The 17738-nt window shown below is 61.5% G+C and carries 13 protein-coding genes; 8 read left to right on the top strand and 5 right to left on the bottom strand.

Annotated features, from left to right (window positions below; all coding sequences use genetic code 11):
• Positions 1–246: 246 nt before the first annotated feature.
• Together QD408_RS03275 and QD408_RS03270 are read right to left on the bottom strand one after the other, a co-directional pair.
• A complete protein-coding gene (locus QD408_RS03275; RefSeq protein WP_414138326.1) occupies positions 247–1338 on the bottom strand; it encodes a S1 family peptidase in 1092 nt (363 codons plus the stop codon).
• A gap of 146 nt (positions 1339–1484) precedes the next feature.
• Positions 1485–2285, bottom strand: coding sequence for a TIGR02391 family protein (locus QD408_RS03270; RefSeq protein ID WP_414138325.1), 801 nt, complete (start codon positions 2283–2285; stop codon positions 1485–1487).
• 427 nt (positions 2286–2712) lie between these two features.
• Between QD408_RS03270 and QD408_RS03265 the strand changes: the two genes are divergently transcribed.
• Positions 2713–4992: a restriction endonuclease gene (locus tag QD408_RS03265; RefSeq protein WP_414138324.1), complete on the top strand. Its 2280-nt coding sequence runs from the start codon at positions 2713–2715 to the stop codon at positions 4990–4992.
• Between the two features lie 632 nt (positions 4993–5624).
• On the opposite strand, the gene QD408_RS03260 is transcribed toward QD408_RS03265, so the two are convergent.
• Positions 5625–6044, bottom strand: a complete 420-nt coding sequence (locus QD408_RS03260; protein WP_414138323.1) for a hypothetical protein — start codon at positions 6042–6044, stop codon at positions 5625–5627.
• A 303-nt stretch (positions 6045–6347) separates the two neighbouring features.
• Entirely contained in the window at positions 6348–8420 is a 2073-nt protein-coding gene (gene parE / locus QD408_RS03255) for a DNA topoisomerase IV subunit B (RefSeq protein WP_414138322.1), read from the bottom strand.
• Between the two features lie 207 nt (positions 8421–8627).
• Between parE and QD408_RS03250 the strand changes: the two genes are divergently transcribed.
• The 4 genes from QD408_RS03250 to QD408_RS03235 all read left to right on the top strand — a co-directional run bounded on the left by QD408_RS03250 (position 8628) and on the right by QD408_RS03235 (position 12801).
• Positions 8628–9527 (top strand): alpha/beta hydrolase, encoded by a 900-nt coding sequence (locus QD408_RS03250; RefSeq protein WP_414138321.1) that lies wholly within the window; start codon positions 8628–8630, stop codon positions 9525–9527.
• A 126-nt stretch (positions 9528–9653) separates the two neighbouring features.
• Positions 9654–10424, top strand: coding sequence for a triose-phosphate isomerase (gene tpiA / locus QD408_RS03245; RefSeq protein ID WP_414138320.1), 771 nt, complete (start codon positions 9654–9656; stop codon positions 10422–10424).
• A 119-nt stretch (positions 10425–10543) separates the two neighbouring features.
• Positions 10544–11029, top strand: a complete 486-nt coding sequence (gene secG, locus QD408_RS03240; RefSeq protein WP_414138319.1) for a preprotein translocase subunit SecG — start codon at positions 10544–10546, stop codon at positions 11027–11029.
• A 143-nt stretch (positions 11030–11172) separates the two neighbouring features.
• Positions 11173–12801, top strand: coding sequence for a CTP synthase (locus QD408_RS03235; protein WP_088684991.1), 1629 nt, complete (start codon positions 11173–11175; stop codon positions 12799–12801).
• Positions 12802–12873: 72 nt separating this feature from the next.
• Here the strand turns inward: QD408_RS03235 and QD408_RS03230 are convergent, their stop codons facing one another.
• Entirely contained in the window at positions 12874–13962 is a 1089-nt protein-coding gene (locus QD408_RS03230) for a citrate synthase/methylcitrate synthase (RefSeq protein ID WP_414138318.1), read from the bottom strand.
• Between the two features lie 83 nt (positions 13963–14045).
• Between QD408_RS03230 and QD408_RS03225 the strand changes: the two genes are divergently transcribed.
• The 3 genes from QD408_RS03225 to QD408_RS03215 all read left to right on the top strand — a co-directional run bounded on the left by QD408_RS03225 (position 14046) and on the right by QD408_RS03215 (position 17699).
• The gene (locus QD408_RS03225) at positions 14046–15191 is read left to right on the top strand and encodes a citrate synthase (RefSeq protein WP_414138317.1); all 1146 of its coding nucleotides are present in this window, start codon (positions 14046–14048) and stop codon (positions 15189–15191) included.
• A 129-nt stretch (positions 15192–15320) separates the two neighbouring features.
• Positions 15321–15839: a FecR domain-containing protein gene (locus QD408_RS03220; RefSeq protein WP_414138316.1), complete on the top strand. Its 519-nt coding sequence runs from the start codon at positions 15321–15323 to the stop codon at positions 15837–15839.
• 3 nt (positions 15840–15842) lie between these two features.
• Positions 15843–17699: a CHASE2 domain-containing protein gene (locus QD408_RS03215; RefSeq protein WP_414138315.1), complete on the top strand. Its 1857-nt coding sequence runs from the start codon at positions 15843–15845 to the stop codon at positions 17697–17699.
• Positions 17700–17738 lie beyond the last annotated feature (39 nt).

The following is a 17738-nucleotide window of genomic DNA, read 5'->3' as shown; positions in this document are numbered from 1 at the left end:
TCGAGGAAATGAAGGGATCCAGGTCCTTTCTGCTATCGGAGCCGAACCCTTCGGTACCCCGGTCGACAACCCTGATATCATAGCTTTGGAGGCTCTTCTGGCCGCTGGAGCTGGTAAAAACGTGGCCCGCCGTCGCGCGGATGTCGAACTCATCCTCGAGATGCCGGCCGAACGCGAGGTCACGAGAGATGAGCTGCGAAAGATCGGACCGGTGGCGCGTTAGGTGAAACGCGGTCTCGGCACGTCTCATGCGAGCGAGGTGGTGCTATACGTCTCGGTGCCAAGCCGCTGGCTGACAATCCGGGCCTCGAAACCATCGCCCAGTGAAGCTACCAGTGCCGTCGCGTCTGCTTGGGTGGAGGGGAAGCCCTCGAGTGTCCAAGGATCCAGTCTCAACGCACCCCAAGCCCTGCGAAAATGGGGGTCGTCGGGGTCAATGCTTTCCGGCCACGAAACCGTCGGATGCTCCGGCGGAATGGAAGCTGCCAGCCATGTCGCCCATGCAGTACCCAACTCCTCGCCGCCGGCGGGCGCAATGCTCCTGCTCACCAGCCCGATGACTTCGCCAACGGCATTAAACACGGGGCCGCCGGACATGCCCGACGGCCAGTTCGCCCGCACCTCGAAGACCGGGGTCGGAGCGGAACGGTCGCGGCCTTCGGGGTGGTGCCGCGTGACAACGCCGTAAGCGGCGAACATTCCCTCGGTGATCGACGTCGGAAGGTCCGGTGCTGCTCCGTGGGCAAGCTTGATTTCGGGGAAGCCGACGGCGACTACCAGCTCTCCGACTCCGGGAGTGCTCGGATGGCGTCGCAGGGGCAGGTTTCCTATCATGTCCGAGGGCGGAGACATCGCTGCGTTCAGAAAGGTGACATCGATAGGACGCGTGGAAGCTGCGGTGATGAAGTTCAAGGGATCCTCCACTTCCACCAGAGGCGTTCGGAGGGAAGCCATGAGACCCAGCGCCTCTGGTGGAACGCCCACCTCGCCGAAGACCAGCCCCATGCCCAGCAACGTCAGAGCCCTGACGTCGGTCCGAATGGTCGTCTGGCCCGATTGGTTGGTCCCCTCGCGCAAGAAGTCCGTGACGTGATCCGCAGTGAGGAAACTGCCCCATGGATCCAGTGCGAACCCCGTACCCATCCCTGTGAGTATATTGTCGCGGTCCGCTTGGAAAATGGGCACTATGGCCTTTCGAAGCCCGAACGGGTCATGGAACCGAAACAGGGCTGCGGTCCCGCCTTGCTCCGGAACCAATGCGTGGAGACGCCTGTCCTGGTTACGGTCCTCGCAAGTCGCCACTGTGATCGGGTAATTCGGGTGGTCGGCGAGCGGCATCTGGCACTCCATGAGCTAAACGACTGTTCTCGCAGAGCACATACGTCGGTGGTGCGCAAGGTGGAGGAGCGTCAGAGCTTGCGGACGGACGGCAAAAGGTTCTTGAATTCAAGGCAAGATACCTCCCCTGAAAATTTGAGGGCTGCCTACGCCCTCGGGGGCATAACAGCAGCGTCAATTCTGCGATGGATGAGCGACACCAGTGAGAACAAATCCTCGGCATCTGCCTTCGACATCGTCCAGTTTACTTTGGCAGCGTGCGCGGTCGTGTTGCGGAACATGCCGAACGTTCCTTTGAGTAGATTTGCGAAGCCCTTTTGTTCGCTCTTCTCGCTCTCCGTCAGCAGCGCGTTGATCGCAAGCATCGGCGGATTTCCTGCGAAAGCATGATCGACAAGGCCGCCGCCGTCATCCATTAGCCCCGTACGCTGCCGAATTTTCTCGGCGACGCTTTTCACCGCCTCAAGTACGGCGTGAAAATAATTGTCGGCCAGTAATTCCTCGCGGCAAAATTTCAGAACATCCGGATGCACGCCGCGTGATGCAAGATCTTTACGCAATTCCTGTGCCCTTCGGGTGGCCTCGCTCAGAGTCTTGGCCGCCGACGTCGAAACCAGAGTGCCATCTTCGTCTACGGCAAGCCCGCTAAAGGCGAGGGCGCGGTTTAAGCGTGCCCGCATCGGCTCAAAGCGGTGCGGTTCGCGGGAAAAACGTGCGGGTTTCATTGCCTTTCGGATGAAGCCGATAATCCGGGAGCGGTCTCGCCTCTTGTTCTGGTCATGAGCGAACGCATTGAACAGCCGTTTCCGCTTGGTCATTGTCGGATCAGTGTCCGTGATCTCGGTCATGGACAACAGGTGGCCGATCTCGGTACCGGTCAGGCCATCCCCAGTGTCGCCGAGGGCGTCGGCAATTGCTTCAAGTTGAGACTGTTCAAATACCGCCAAGCGCAGACGTTCCCCTATGCAATCACGTCATAATATTAGTGGCGACCAGACATGCAACGGATTGCGAGTTTTCACACGCCATTTCTCACAGCGAAGTGCGTTGTTGGCTCATACACTCCGCATCACGAATGGAGCGACGCCGTTGTTCGGTCACATCGTTCGGCGTCGGATTTAGTTGTGGAATAAGGGCCCCATCCATCCGAGAATGATGACGACATCGAATTGACCTTCGGTCCAGATCGGCTGCGACCTGGGAGCTATCCCGGTTGCGATCTGTATCTTCGAGAGGTCTAATATGGGCGCCTTGCTACCACAGAGCCGCAGCTATGTGGTAGCATTGTAGAAATCTTGCGCGATTGTGGTCTGGATCGATGAACTGACATCACGCTATCAGTGAGATCGTTGCTTCTCATGGATTCGCGCGCAGATGTCCGATCGATACGATTTTGCAAATTTGTCTCCCGTTGAGTTCGAAAGCCTGTGTGTCGACTTGGTCGCAGCGGTAACAGGTCTCGGATTCGAGCGATTCTCCGAAGGCGCCGATCGCGGTATCGATGGACGGCATAGCCGTGCTGATGGCGACATCATTCTTCAGGCCAAGCACTACAAGAACAGCTCGTGGACGGATCTTCAGAAGGCTGCCACGGCCGAGAAGAAGAACCTTCTGAAGCTGAATCCCAAAACATACTATTTTCTTACGTCCCAACCCTTAACACCGGGCCGAAAAGACATTCTAGTCTCGATCCTAGACCATCAGTCGGTGACTGCGTCGAATATCTGGGGCCGCGCCGAGCTAAATGGCTACTTGGCCGACTATTCAAAGGTGGAGAGAAAGAACATTAAGCTTTGGCTGTCGAGCGCGGCCGTGCTCGACAGATTGCTGACGAGCGACATCGCCGTGTTCACCGAGGCGACCTACGACGAGATCGAGCGGATCCTGAAGGTCTATGTTGCCAATCCCAGTCTCGGCAAATCCGCCGAGATTCTAAAGGCAACGCACTGCTTAATTGTTTCCGGACCGCCGGGTGTTGGCAAAACGACGCTAGCGCAAGTGCTCGCCGCCGAATACAGCGATGACGGCTGGGAGCTTGTTTCGATCACCTCGATTGACGATGGTTTTCGGGCGTTCCGGCGCGAGAGTCAGCAGGTGTTCGTCTTTGACGACTTCCTCGGGAAAATACGGCTCGATCCGGCATCCTTGGCGCGCGACGAAAATCGGATCGTTCGCTTCATGTCAATGGTTCACCGGGACAAGGCGAAGCGGTTCATCCTTACGACACGTTCCTACATATTGCAGGCGGCTCGCGTGCTCTCCGAGTCGATCGACGACACGAAGGTTGAAGTCTCCGAGATGGTGCTGGACCTCTCCAACTATACGAGGGAACTGAAAGCGCGAATCCTGTACAATCACCTCTACCATTCGGAAATCGACGAAGCTGCGATCCAGGCGCTTCTGCATGGTTCGACCATTCGCGAGATAGTGGATCATCCCAACTACATGCCCCGCATCATCCACTGGATGACCGACGAGTTGAGACAGCGCGACGTGCCGTCGACGGAGTACCCGCAGGCTTTCCTGGAAACGCTGAGGAGCCCGAATAAGATCTGGGATAAGGCTTTCAGGCATCATATCAGCAAGAAGGCCCAAGTCCTGTTGTTCTGCATGTATTTCGCAGACCAGGAGCGGTTCGCAGGACCAAGTGTAAAACTCGACATTCTTCGGCCGTTCTTTGAACGAGCGATCGTCAAATTCGGAGTCCTTCCGAAAGAAGATCTTCGCACCTCAGTCTTCGAAGACACACTTCGGGAAGTGAAATCTTCGTTCGTGCTGATCAACGAAAGCCGCGCGAACTTCATTAACCCGTCCGTTCAGGACTACCTGTCTCGGGAAACCGCGGACCCAACGGTTCTGTCAACGCTCGCCCCATGTGTATCGACGATCAACGGTGCGGTAACACTATGGAAAAAAATCGACACGAAAGCTTCCGGTGAGACGCGAGCGGTGGCGGCCAAGGCCTTGCTGGACGCAATCATCGGCGGAGAGGTGACAGGCCACGTTTTCCTGCACGACTTTGCTAAGGCTGTCGGCGAACTCATCATGGCAGCCGGCGACTTGAGTTATTGCGAACGCTTGAGAAGGGAGAGCGCCAGACGTCTCTTCTGGATAAGCGAGGGAAGGCTTCCCCTTCTTATCGATGAGCTTGACGGCGGGACCTACCACCATCTGCCTTACGCCAAGGCTTTTGGGAGATACCTGCGCCTGGAGATATACAGGTTCGTGTCGTCCGAAAGAGAGGAAGTGATGGATCTTCAGGATCTCGCCGATCTCGCGTCGGGCCTCGCCTCGGCCAGACTCCAGATGTCGGAGCAGTTTTACAGAAACTTCGAGGAGGCGGCCGAGGAGGCGATCGATGCCATCAGTCTGAGTTCCATCGCCGATCATGACGACCCAGTGCAGGTGATCGAGGATTGGCTCGACGAGATCGAGAAAATTGAAAACTTGGTACCCAAATCGATCGGCTACTGGAAAAGAGACGAGCTCGAGGATCGGATCACTACGCTCTATCACCTCCGGGATGAGAGGGGACGATATCAAGAACTCCGGCATGCGCGGCTGGAGACTGAGTCCTTGGATCATCGCCAAGCTTCCGAAAGACCCTTTTCGAATGCCGACATCGACTCGATGTTCTCGTCGTTGAAAAAATGAGCATCTGGATTTCGGCTGAGGGTCGCCATCCGTGTCTACCGGTCGTGAAACAGCGATGGCTGATTTGAACAGAAGGATCGACAGCCAACTCGAGGACTTCAAAAAAGACTGGAGGTTTCGCGACGGATCGACAAGGATTTCAAGCTGCCCAGATGGATGCTATTTGATAACGTGGAAGACAAGGGCATGGTCGAAGAGCGTTCGTGGAATTTCCAGAGGCTTACAGTGGATCTCTCGGGTCGTACTGAAGTCCCACATCAGATCATGTTTACAATTTCGAAGATCGCCCCCTAATTAGACGGGTCTAACCTCGGACTTCGCATCAGCACGTTACTCTTCGGCTGTACTTGGGCGCCATGGATCTCACGAGCTTCCCCTAATCGGACACTCGCAATCACTGGCAGAACAATATCTCATCTCGTCTTTCAATAAATCCCAGGCCGAAAGTGCCTGGGATTGTGGTATGCAGTGGCCTTTCCTTTAAGAATGGCCAGTTTCAGCGGCATTTTGCCAGGACCAGCGTGAGTTTCTCAGTTAGGCGGTTCTGGAAGCCGTTTGGCCTTTTCCTCGGTTTCTTGGCTGGCACTGCGTTTTGGAAGGTCGCCACCAGATTGAGTAGTGCCCGTGACAGGTCAGATCAGTTGAGGCATCTGGCGAAGCTCCGCGCCGAGAGTGTCATCGACAACCTGCCGGGCCTCGACCACCGGCATGCCCGAAGCAACCAGGTCTCGGAACCGTTCCCACATCCGGATATGTTGTTCAGGATGGCTCCGAAGCCCCTGAGGAACCTGCATGCCGCCGCGGAAAGGCTCTTTCCCGTTTACCGCGGCGCGCCATTCAATAGCCGCGTCCGGAGTGAAGTGGAATCTTGCAGGGCCCTCACGTTGCTGCGGTGTCATGCAAAGCCACTGTCCGCGGATCTCCACAACCGAATGCAGGATAACGTCCGAGCGATTGATCAGCCAACCGCAAACGTGTCGGCTCTCGCCATCGGGATCGTTCGCTTCGTGAGCGGCGCAGTTCGCGTGGCAGTCATGCGGCACCTTGCCCACAGCCAGCAGTTCGTGTTTCGGTGGCCGGGTCACCGCGATGCGCGGAAGTGCAAGAACCTCAGCGAGGGTCTTCGCCTCCCATTCAACTTCCTTCTAAATCGCCTTCCGGGCGGACCCCAATGCTAAATGGTATCTTCGCGTCGCCGTTGGCTACTCTTGCGATTGTTTCACTATTTGTTCCTCGAAGCATTTTCCGGGCACTTTTTGGTGCCCGGAAGGCCTCCTATATAGTGTTGGCCATTTCTTCTGTCGGAAATGGCCAATTTCAGAGGTTTTTGGCCAGAATTAGCTTCGATTTCTCATTTAAATATCCAGGTTTTCGGCGAAAGCCGCACGCTCCTGGATGAAGCGGAAGCGGGCTTCCGGCTTGGTGCCCATCAGGTCGTCGACGGCGCTGCGGGTGCCCTCGAAATCCACCTCGTCGATCAGCACCCGCAGCAGGGTGCGCTTGGACGGGTCCATGGTGGTTTCCTTGAGCTGGGCAGGCATCATTTCGCCGAGACCTTTGAAGCGGCTGATCTCTACCTTGGCCTTGCTCTTGAATTCCGTCTGCATCAGCTCGGCGCGATGATTGTCGTCGCGGGCATAGGCGGATTTCGCCCCTTGGGTGATCTTGTAGAGCGGCGGCACGGCGAGGAAGAGGTGGCCGCCGCGCACCAGCTCCGGCATTTCCTGATAGAAGAAGGTGATGAGCAGCGAGGCGATATGGGCGCCGTCGACGTCGGCATCGGTCATGACGATGATGCGCTCGTAGCGCAGGTCTTCCTGCCGGTATTTCGAGCGTGTGCCGCAGCCGAGCGCCTGGATGAGATCGGCGAGCTGCTGGTTGGCGCCGAATTTTTCGCGGCCGGCGCTGGCGACGTTCAGGATCTTGCCGCGCAGAGGAAGGATCGCCTGGTTGGCGCGATTGCGCGCCTGCTTGGCCGAACCGCCTGCCGAATCACCCTCGACGATGAAGAGTTCGGCGCCTTCGGCCGTGTTCTGCGAGCAGTCGGCAAGCTTGCCGGGCAGACGCAGCTTGCGCACGGCCGTCTTGCGGTTGACTTCCTTTTCCTTGCGGCGGCGCAGGCGCTCCTCGGCGCGCTCGATCACCCAGTCGAGTAGCTTGGCCGCCTCGTTCGGATTGTCGGCGAGATAATGGTCGAAGGGATCGCGCAGCGCATTCTCGACGATGCGCTGGGCCTCGACGGTCGCCAGCTTGTCCTTTGTCTGGCCGACGAATTCCGGCTCGCGGATGAAGACCGACAGCATGCCGACGGCCGAGATCATCACGTCGTCGGTGGTGATCTGCGCGGCGCGCTTGTTCTGCGTCAGCTCGGCATAGGCTTTCAGGCCCTTGGTCAGCGCGATGCGCAGGCCGGCCTCATGCGTGCCGCCTTCGGGGGTCGGGATGGTGTTGCAGTAGGAATGTACCTGCGGATCGCCGCCATACCAGGTGATCGCCCATTCCATCGAACCGTGGCCGCTGGTTTTCTCCGTCTTGCCGGCGAAGATTTCGCGGGTGACGGTGAATTCCTTGCCCATCGTCGCCTGCAGGTAGTCCTTCAGGCCGCCGGGGAAGTGGAAGACGGCCTTGTCGGGAACTTCGGAACCTTCCGGCAAAACGCCCGGTTCGCAGCTCCAGCGGATTTCGACGCCGCCGAAGAGATAGGCCTTGGAGCGCGCCATGCGAAAGACGCGGCCGGCGTCGAACTTCATGTGATCCCCAAAGATCTGGGGGTCGGGATGGAAGCGCACGCGGGTCCCGCGGCGATTGTGGACGTCGCCCAATTCTTCGAGCCCGCCCTGCGGCAGGCCGCGGGAAAAACGCTGGCGATAGAGCTTGCGGTTTCGCGCCACCTCGACCTCGAGGAAGTCGGAGAGCGCGTTGACGACCGAAACGCCGACGCCGTGCAGGCCGCCCGAGGTCTCGTAGGCCTTGCCGTCGAACTTACCGCCGGCATGCAGCTTGGTCATGATGACTTCGAGCGTCGATTTGCCCGGCACCTGCGGATGGTTCTCGACCGGGATGCCGCGGCCGTTGTCGGAGACCGTGAGATAACCCTGCAGATCGAGATGGACCTCGATGAAATTGGCATGGCCGGCGACGGCTTCGTCCATCGCATTGTCGATGACTTCGGCAAAGAGGTGATGCAGCGCCTTTTCGTCGGTGCCGCCGATATACATGCCGGGGCGCATGCGCACCGGCTCGAGGCCTTCTAGGACGCGGATCGACGAGGCGCCATATTCATCCGCGTTCGAGGCGGCGGGCGCCGGGCGCGAGGCGACGGGCACATCCGTTACCGGCGGCCGTTCGGCCTGGGCGGCAGGTTTCTGGGCCTCCTCGCGTTTTTCAGAGAGGGGCATTCCGGAAAAAAGGTCGTTGCTGTCGTCCATGGAACCGTTCAGATCTTCATCCTGTTTCGAGCTGGCATCCGCGCCGGCCCAAAATCACCGCATTTCACGTCACGTTTGCGAATCGGGCAGATTCTGCCAGAAAGCACCTCTATACGCGACACCGCCTATTCGGCGGCTTTTTCAGACATGATTTGCGTTGCCGGGCGCGGAATGGCAAGCGGCGGCAGGCTTCAGGAAACCATCCGCATGCGAATGTCCACAAGTCATTGCACCGTTATATCAGCAATTGCGGCCTTTTTGCTGTCCGCAGCCGCGCTTTCCGCCGGCGGACCGGCGCGGGCGGCCGACGCGCTGCCACCTTTCAAGGACGATCTCTTCTCGAAACAGGCCGTGCTGCAGACAAGCGACGACGGCGCCTTCGAGGTGATCGGCTATGACGAGATGCGCGATATCAACGGCCGCGACCAGATCCCGGAAAAGCGGGCGCAGCAAAAATATGTCTCGCTCGGCATCCGCAAGGCTCAAGTCGACGAAACCCTCTCTCTCGACGGCATCAGGCTCGATGTCACCAGGGTGGGACCAGCTCAGAACGCCGCGTTCACGGTGATCTTCATTCACGGCCGCGACGGCGACCGGCGGCTCGGGGCCAACGACTACAGCTTCGGCGGCAATTTCAACCGGCTGAAGAACCTCGTCGCCGGCAATGGCGGCGTCTATTATTCGCCGACGGTTAGGAGCTTCGACAGCAACGGCGTTGCCGCGATCGAAGGCCTGATCCGTTATGCCGGCGCGCAATCGCCTGGCCGGCCGATCGTCCTTTCCTGCGCTTCGATGGGCAGCCAGGTCTGCTGGGGCGTTGCGCGCGACGGCGACAGCGTCAAGCGGCTGAAGGGCATGCTTGTTATGAGCGGGGTCACCGATCCCGATTTCACCAGGAGCGCGTTTTACAAGGCCAAGCTGCCGCTCTGGTTTGCGCATGGCAGCCGTGATCCGGTCTACGCCGCAACCGACCAGCAGGCGCTGTTCGAGAGCCTGCGCAAGGCGAAGTATCCAACGCGCTTCACGCTGTTTCAGACCGGCAACCACGGAACGCCGATCCGGATGATCGACTGGCGCAGGGTGCTGAACTGGATTCTTGCCGGCTAATGACGGTTTTTGGCAGAAAATATGCGCGAGCACGCAGAGATTTCCCTTACGTCAAGGGCATGATGCTTTTCTTTGCCGCAAGCTTTTGATATTGCCGCAGGCATAAGCAGATTTTGGAAGGCCGGCATGACCCCTGATGTGCGCCCGCTCGTGGCGGGAAATTGGAAGATGAACGGCACGCGTGCCTCCCTGGATCAGATCAAGGCGATCGCCGAGGGCGTTCGCCCGCCGCTCGCCAACAAGGTCGAGGCGCTGATCTGCCCGCCGACGACGCTGCTTTACGTGGCCACCGCGCTCTGCACCGACAGCCCGCTTGCGATCGGCGCGCAGGACTGCCACCAGAAACCATCCGGCGCACATACCGGCGACATCTCCGCCGAAATGATCGCCGACAGCTTCGGCACCTATGTGATCGTCGGCCATTCCGAGCGGCGCACCGACCATGCCGAGACCGACCATCTGGTGCGCGCCAAGGCCGAAGCGGCTTTTGCCGCGGAATTGACGGCGATCATCTGCATCGGCGAGACGGCCGACGAACGCCGCGCCGGGCAGGAACTCGACGTCATCAAGCGCCAGCTTTCCGCCTCGGTTCCCGATGCCGCGACCGCCGAAAACACCGTTATCGCCTACGAGCCGATCTGGGCGATCGGCACCGGTGTGACGCCGACATCAGCCGACGTCGAAAAGGCGCACGCCTTCATGCGCGCAGAGCTCGTGGCCCGCTTCGGCGACGAAGGCCGCAAGATGCGCCTTCTCTATGGCGGCTCGGTCAAACCCGCCAATGCCGGAGAACTGCTCGGCATCGCCAATGTCGACGGCGCGCTGATCGGCGGGGCAAGCTTGAAAGCCGCCGACTTCCTCGCCATCTACCGGGCCTATGAGGCGCTGCTCGCCTGAGACATTGTTCATTGCTCGGTTTATTCCTGACCGAAGGGCTTGGAATAGGCGAGAGCCTCATGTAAAGAGCCGCCAGAATTCTTACTTATGTCCGTCTCCAGGCGGGCAGGACTGGACCCATGCAGACAGTATTGATTGTCATCCATCTCATGATCGTGCTCGCCCTCGTCGGCGTCGTGCTCATCCAGCGCTCTGAAGGCGGCGGCCTCGGCATCGGCGGCGGTTCGGGCTTCATGTCGGCCCGCGGCACGGCCAATGCGCTGACGCGCACGACCGCGATCCTTGCGACCCTGTTCTTCCTCACCTCGCTCGGCCTCGGCATCCTGACGCGTTACGAAGGCCGTCCGACCGACATTCTCGACCGTATTCCGGCAACGGGCGGCCAGGGCAACGGCATTCTCGATTCGCTCGGCGGCGGCGCACAGGCTCCGGCCCAGCCGACCGGCAACGGCGTTCCGAACGGCGGCGCTGCCGCTCCGGCACCGGCCGCCCAGGCTCCGGCGACGTCTGCGCCTGCAACCCAGGCACCGGCCGCGACTGCTCCGGCAACGCCCGCAGCTCCGGCCGCACCGACTCAGCCCTCCGGCGTCCCGACGGGACAGTAAACCGGGCTTCGACATAAACCGCCGGCAGGCCCTCGGGTCTGCCGGTTTTCTTTTGTTCAGATTCCCGCGGCGCGCTCCAAAAGTTCTGGAAAAGAATTTTTGGGCTGGTGGAATCGTTTTTGAAAAGGTATCCGGTGAATCCCATGGCGCGATACGTATTCATCACTGGCGGCGTGGTTTCCTCCCTCGGAAAAGGAATTGCGGCCGCGGCTCTCGGAGCGTTGCTGCAGGCCCGTGGATATCGGGTACGGCTTCGCAAGCTCGATCCCTATCTGAACGTGGACCCGGGCACGATGAGCCCGACCCAGCACGGCGAAGTCTTCGTCACCGACGACGGCGCGGAAACCGATCTCGATCTCGGCCACTACGAACGCTTTACGGGGCGTTCGGCGACCAAGACCGACAACATCACCACCGGCCGCATCTACAAGAACATCATCGACAAGGAACGGCGCGGCGATTACCTCGGCGCGACGGTGCAGGTCATCCCGCACGTCACCAACGAGATCAAGGATTTCGTGATCGAGGGCAATGACGACTACGATTTCGTCATCTGCGAGATCGGCGGCACGGTCGGCGACATCGAGGCGATGCCCTTCATGGAAGCGATCCGCCAGCTCGGCAACGACCTGCCGCGCGGCACCGCCGTCTACGTCCACCTGACGCTGATGCCCTATATTCCGGCGGCCGGCGAGCTCAAGACCAAGCCGACGCAGCATTCCGTCAAGGAACTGCAGGCGCTCGGCATTCATCCCGATATCCTGCTGGTGCGCGCCGACCGCGAAATCCCGGAAGCCGAGCGCCGCAAGCTCTCGCTGTTCTGCAACGTTCGCCCGTCCGCCGTCATCCAGGCGCTCGACGTCGCCAATATCTACGACGTGCCGATGGCCTACCACAAGGAAGGCCTCGACGACGAAGTGCTCGCCGCCTTCGGCATCGAGCCGGCGCCGAAGCCGCGTCTCAACCAGTGGGAAGAGGTCTGCAACCGCATCCGCACGCCGGAAGGCGAGGTGACCATCGCGATCGTCGGCAAATATACCGGCCTCAAGGATGCCTATAAGTCGCTGATCGAGGCGCTGCATCACGGCGGCATCGCCAATCGCGTCAAGGTCAAGCTGGAATGGATCGAGTCCGAGATCTTCGAGAAGGAAGATCCCGCGCCCTATCTCGAAAAGGTCCATGGCATTCTCGTGCCCGGTGGCTTCGGCGAACGCGGTTCCGAGGGCAAGATCCTAGCGGCGCGCTTCGCCCGCGAGCGCAAGGTGCCGTATTTCGGCATCTGCTTCGGCATGCAGATGGCCGTCATCGAAGCCGCCCGCAATCTGGCCGATGTGACGGACGCTTCATCGACGGAGTTCGGTCCGGCGAAAGAGCCGGTGGTCGGCCTGATGACGGAATGGGTCAAGGGCAACGAGTTGCAGAAGCGCACGGCGGCCGGCGATCTCGGCGGCACCATGCGTCTCGGCGCCTACAAGGCGGCTCTGAAGAAGGGCACGAAGATCTCGGAAATCTACGGCTCGACCGATATTTCCGAGCGTCATCGCCATCGCTATGAAGTCAATATCGACTACAAGGACCGGCTGGAGAATTGCGGCCTCGTCTTCTCCGGCATGTCGCCTGACGGCGTGCTGCCGGAGACGATCGAATATCCCGATCATCCCTGGTTCATCGGCGTACAGTACCATCCCGAACTGAAGAGCCGGCCGCTCGACCCGCATCCGCTGTTTGCAAGCTTCATCGAAGCGGCGACGGAACAGAGCCGTCTCGTCTGACGCATGCCCATACCGCCTTCGTCGGCGGCCAACGAACGGCGGCAGGGGCATATCCTGCCGCCGAATTCACCTTCAGGCAGCGGCTGGCAACGGTCCGATATAGACGGAACGCGGACGGATCAGCCGGCCGTCGAGCGCCTGTTCACGCGCATGCGCCAGCCATCCCACCGTACGCCCGATCGCGAAGACGCCGGTGAAGGCCTCACGGGGAAAGCCGAGCGCTTCGAGCAGCAGCGCGGTGTAGAATTCGACATTGACGTCGAGCGGCCGGTTCGGTTTGCGCCGCTTCAAAATCGCCAGTGCGGCGGCCTCCACTGCTTCGGCGAGTTCGCCACGGGCGCGGTTCACCTGTCCTGACGCGATCAACGGCTTCAGCGCGCCTTTCAGCGCGTCAGCGCGAGGATCGCGGACACGGTAGATGCGGTGGCCGAAGCCCATGAGCCTTTCGCCACGGTCGAGCGCCTGACCAAGCCATTGCCCGGCATTCTCGGCCGTCCCGATCGCATCCAGCATGTCGAGGACCGGACCGGGCGCGCCGCCATGCAGCGGCCCCTTCAGCGCGCTGAGTGCCGCCAGCACGGAGGAGGTGAGGCCGGCCTGCGTCGAGGCGATGACGCGTGATGCGAAGGTCGAAGCGTTGAGGCCATGGTCCGAAATCGTCACGAGATAGGCATCGAGGGCCGCTGCCTGCTCCGGGCTTGGCAATTTTCCGGTCAACATGCGCAGGATATCGGCCGCCTGGGGTAGCGAGGCGTCGGGCGCGATTGGCTCTTCACCGCGCTGGAGGCGCAGGATCGCGGGCAGGAAAACCGCAGGCGCGGCCAGCAGACCGAGTGCGGTGTCGAAGTCCTCACCGTCGGGCAGCCGGGCGATCAGCGCCCGCATCGCATCGACCGGCGGCAGAGCCAGCAGGGTGGCATCGGCAGCCTCGATATGGCCGAAAACCCTTATTCGGGCTTTCGCCAACCATTCACGCAATTGCGCTTCGCCGACACTTCGTTCCATCAGCCCGTCGAGCAGCAATGCGGCGACGCCTTCATAGCTGCAGTCTGTGACCAGGTGATCCAGCGATACGCCGCGGATGATCAGCCGTCCCGCTTCGCCATCGACGTCCGAAAGCTGGGTTTCGGCGGCAATGACGTCTTCCAAGCCGTTTTTCATGATGTTTCTCCTTTACGGCCTGGATGATCGGATCTACTTTTATTGACGTCAATCTTGACGTAATTGATCAATATGAGGCTCCGATGTCGTGGCTGACCGCCGAGGAAGCGCTGCAGGCACTGAAAACCAAGCCGCAGACGCTCTACGCCAATGTCAGCCGTGGGCGCATTCGCGCCAAGCCCGATCCCGCCGACCCGCGCCGCAGCCTCTATCAGGCTGCCGACGTGCAGCGGCTTGCCGAGCGCCATGCCGGCCGCCGCAAGGCCGAAACGGTTGCCGCCGAGACGATTCGCTGGGGTGATCCGGTTCTCACTTCGGCGGTCTCGACCATCATCGACGGGCGCCTATTCTACCGGGGACGGGATGCGGTCGATTTCGCCGACACGGCGACGCTGGAGCAGACGGCCGCATTGCTCTGGAACGGTGCGGAAGCACTGTCGTCGGGCACCACTGGCGAAAATGCTTCTCCATCGCTTCAGGCCGCCTTTCTGGCGCTTGCCGGGCGCGTGACGACCGATCTGCCGTCGCTCGGCCGGTCGCAGGCAGCACTTCGGCGCGAGGCGCACGGAGTTCTCTCCACCGTCAGCGACGCACTGGCACCCGGGCTCCCGGACCGGCCGCTGCATCTCAGGCTTGCGGAAAGCTGGCAGCGGCCGCAAGCAGCCGATTGCCTGCGTCGCGCTTTGGTGCTGCTTGCCGATCACGAACTGAATGCCTCGACCTTCGCCGCGCGCGTCACGGCATCGGCGGGGGCCGCACTTTCGGCCACCGTGCTTTCTGGTCTCGCGACACTGACGGGACCGCTGCATGGCGCGGCCTGGCAGGGCGTGGACGCATTGATCGAAGCGACAATTGCCGTCGGGGCGGAGCAGGCAATCCGGCGCACACTTGCCCAGGGCAACTCCCTCGCTGCCTTCGGCCATCCGCTCTATCCTGACGGCGATATCAGGGCCTCGGCGCTGCTTGCGCATTTCCCCCTGCCGTCGAAATTTGCCGAACTCCAGGAGGCGGGCGAAGCCATGATCGGCGAGAAGGTCAATGTGGATTTCGCGCTGGCCGCGATGACCGCCGCCTTCGATCTTCCCAGGGAGGCGCCGATCGTCATCTTTTCACTCGCCCGTTCCGTCGGCTGGCTGGCGCATGCGATGGAGCAGATCGAGAGCGGACAGTTGATCCGGCCGCGAGCGCGCTATGCCGGCCCGGCGCCAGAAACCGTTACCCGCCGCTGAAGGCTTGGGGCCGCTTCGCTTTTTTTCGCGTGGGGAAATATCCGAATTCGGCTATCATGCCCCAAATGGAAGAAGACGGTTGGCGGACACTCTCGTAAAAGCTGTTCCGCACGGTCAAAGGGGCTTTCCATGAATAAGATGCTTCGCAGTCTGCTTGCCGCCGCGCTCGTGATCGGTCTGTTTCCGCATGAGACCGCCTTTGCTCAGTCCGCCGGCTGCGCGGTGTCGCGCGATGCCAGCGCCCGTCAGGTCCTCACTTGCCCGGGCGGCGTCAAAGTGACGGCGGAAGCCGGCGCTTCGTTCCGCCTCGCCGACCGCAATCGCGATGGCAGCCCCGTTTCCCTATCGCTGCGCAGCAAGGCCGTTTTGGTCGACGTCGACAGCGGCCAGCACGCCGGCGGTTTCCAGGTCGTGACGCCGCAGGCGATCGCTGCGGTGCGCGGCACGCAATGGGCCGTCGACGTTGCAGGCGGCGCAACCTCGGTGCTGGTTGTCAGAGGCAATGTCGCTGTCCGCCGCCCGGCCGGTGAGCCGGTGGTGCTGGCGCCAGGCGAGGGCGTCGATGTCAGGAGCGGAACCGAGCCGCTCGTCGTGCGCCGCTGGCCGGCGCCGCGTGTGGCCGCTCTTCTTGCCCGCCTCGGCCAATAATCCATGAGCCATCGCCTGCTGACGGTGATCGTGCTGCTGCTCGCCGGTCTTTGGGGAGCGGCACTCGGCTATCTCCATGTCAATGGGGGAAGCGGCTTTCTCGACCGGATGGAAGCTTCGCTCGCCGATATCCGCAGCGTCGTCGTCGGAGCGAAAACGCCGCCGCCGATCGTCTCGATCGTAGCGATCGATGATCGCACGGCAGCGGCCCACGGCTATCCGCTTGATCGGGCCACACTCGCGCGCCTCGTCGGCACAATCACCGCGCTGAAGCCGAAAGCCCTGGCGCTTGACATTCTGCTCGTCGACCCGGGGCCGGAGGAGGGTGACGCGGCGCTCACTGCTGCCCTTCGCCAGGGACCGACCGTTATTGCGGCGGCAGCCACCTTTGCTCAGAGCCGCCAGCGTGTCACCGATGCGGCCGGCGATCCGCTTGCCGCCATCCCCGAGGCAAACCATCTTCTCTTGCCGCTTCCTCGTTTTGCCGGGGCAGCCGCAGTCGGCGTTGTCAATGTCGCCACCGACCAGACCGGCACGCCGCGTTTCATTCCGCTGATCTCGCGCGCCGCCGACCGGCTGGACCCGGCTTTTCCCCTGCGCGCCGCTTCGGTAGCGCTCGGTGTCGATCCCAGCATCGAACCCGATGCCATCATGCTCGGGAAACTCCGCATTCCCACAGATACCGGCCAGCGCCTACCGGTAACCTTTTACGGCGGGCACGGCAGCATCGCCACGTCAAGCGCCGCCGATGCGCTTGAAGGCAAGCTGCCGGCGGATGCGGTTTCAGGCCGTATCGTCGTCATCGGTTCGACTGTGACCGGCGGCGGCGATGTGTTCCCGACGCCGTTCGATCCTGTCATGCCCGGCGTGGAGGTGATGTCCACGGCGATCACCCATCTCATTGCCGGCGACGGGATGGTGCGGGACCACAGGATACGCCTGATCGACGCCGGCATCGCGATCGGGCTGCCGATCCTGCTCGTTTCGCTGATCGCGTGGCGGCGCAGCGCCGCCGGTTATGTCGTCATCGTGCTGACGCTGATCGTCTGGGCAATGCTGAACCTGTCGGCCTATGCGCATGGCTATTGGCTGAGCGCGGCGCTGCCGATCACCGCAGCCTTGCCGCCGGCGCTGCTCTTCGGCGCAGCTGAGCTTTGGCTTGACCGTGGCCGGGCCCGCCATTTCGCTGAGCAGAGCGCGCTGCTGCAACGCATCGAGGCGCCTGGCCTTGGAGAGTGGCTGGCGCATAACCCGGATTTCCTTGCCGAGCCGGTACGCCAGAACGCCGCCGTTGTGTTCATCGATCTCTCGGGCTTTACCGGCCTCAGCGAAAACCTCGGACCGGTCAAGGTAAGCGAGGTTCTGAGCGGCTTCTTCGAAGTGATCGATGAGGAGGCGCGTGCGCATGGCGGCGCCATCACCAGCTTCATGGGCGACGGTGCGATGATCCTGTTCGGCCTACCGGAACCTGCCGATGACGATGCCGCCCGCGCCGTCGCCTGTGCGGTCAGCCTGTGCGACCGCACGCGGGCCTGGCTGGAGGTACATGCCGGCTTCGCCCAAAAGAAGATCGGTTTCAAGGTCGGCGCCCATTGCGGGCCGATCGTCGCCTCGCGGCTCGGCACCGGCGACCGGCAGCAGATCACCGCGGCTGGTGATACGGTGAATGTCGGCAGCCGCCTGATGGAAGTCGCCGCCCGCCATGGCGTCGAGCTGGCGCTCAGTGCCGAAATCGTTCGCGCCGCAGGCCCTGAGAGCGTGCTCCTCAAGTCCGGCCGGATCGAGGGGCCGCTGGAAACGGAGCTGCGCGGCCGGGCAAGCCACATCGACGCCTGGCTGTGGCGAACCCGCACGCTTTGACAATCGCCGCGGGAGTCGATAGGAACGGCGCAAACATCC

It is taken from the genome of Rhizobium sp. BR 249, from assembly GCF_047445895.1.
GTDB lineage: Bacteria > Pseudomonadota > Alphaproteobacteria > Rhizobiales > Rhizobiaceae > Rhizobium.
This window is presented reverse-complemented; position numbering and strand designations above follow the sequence as displayed.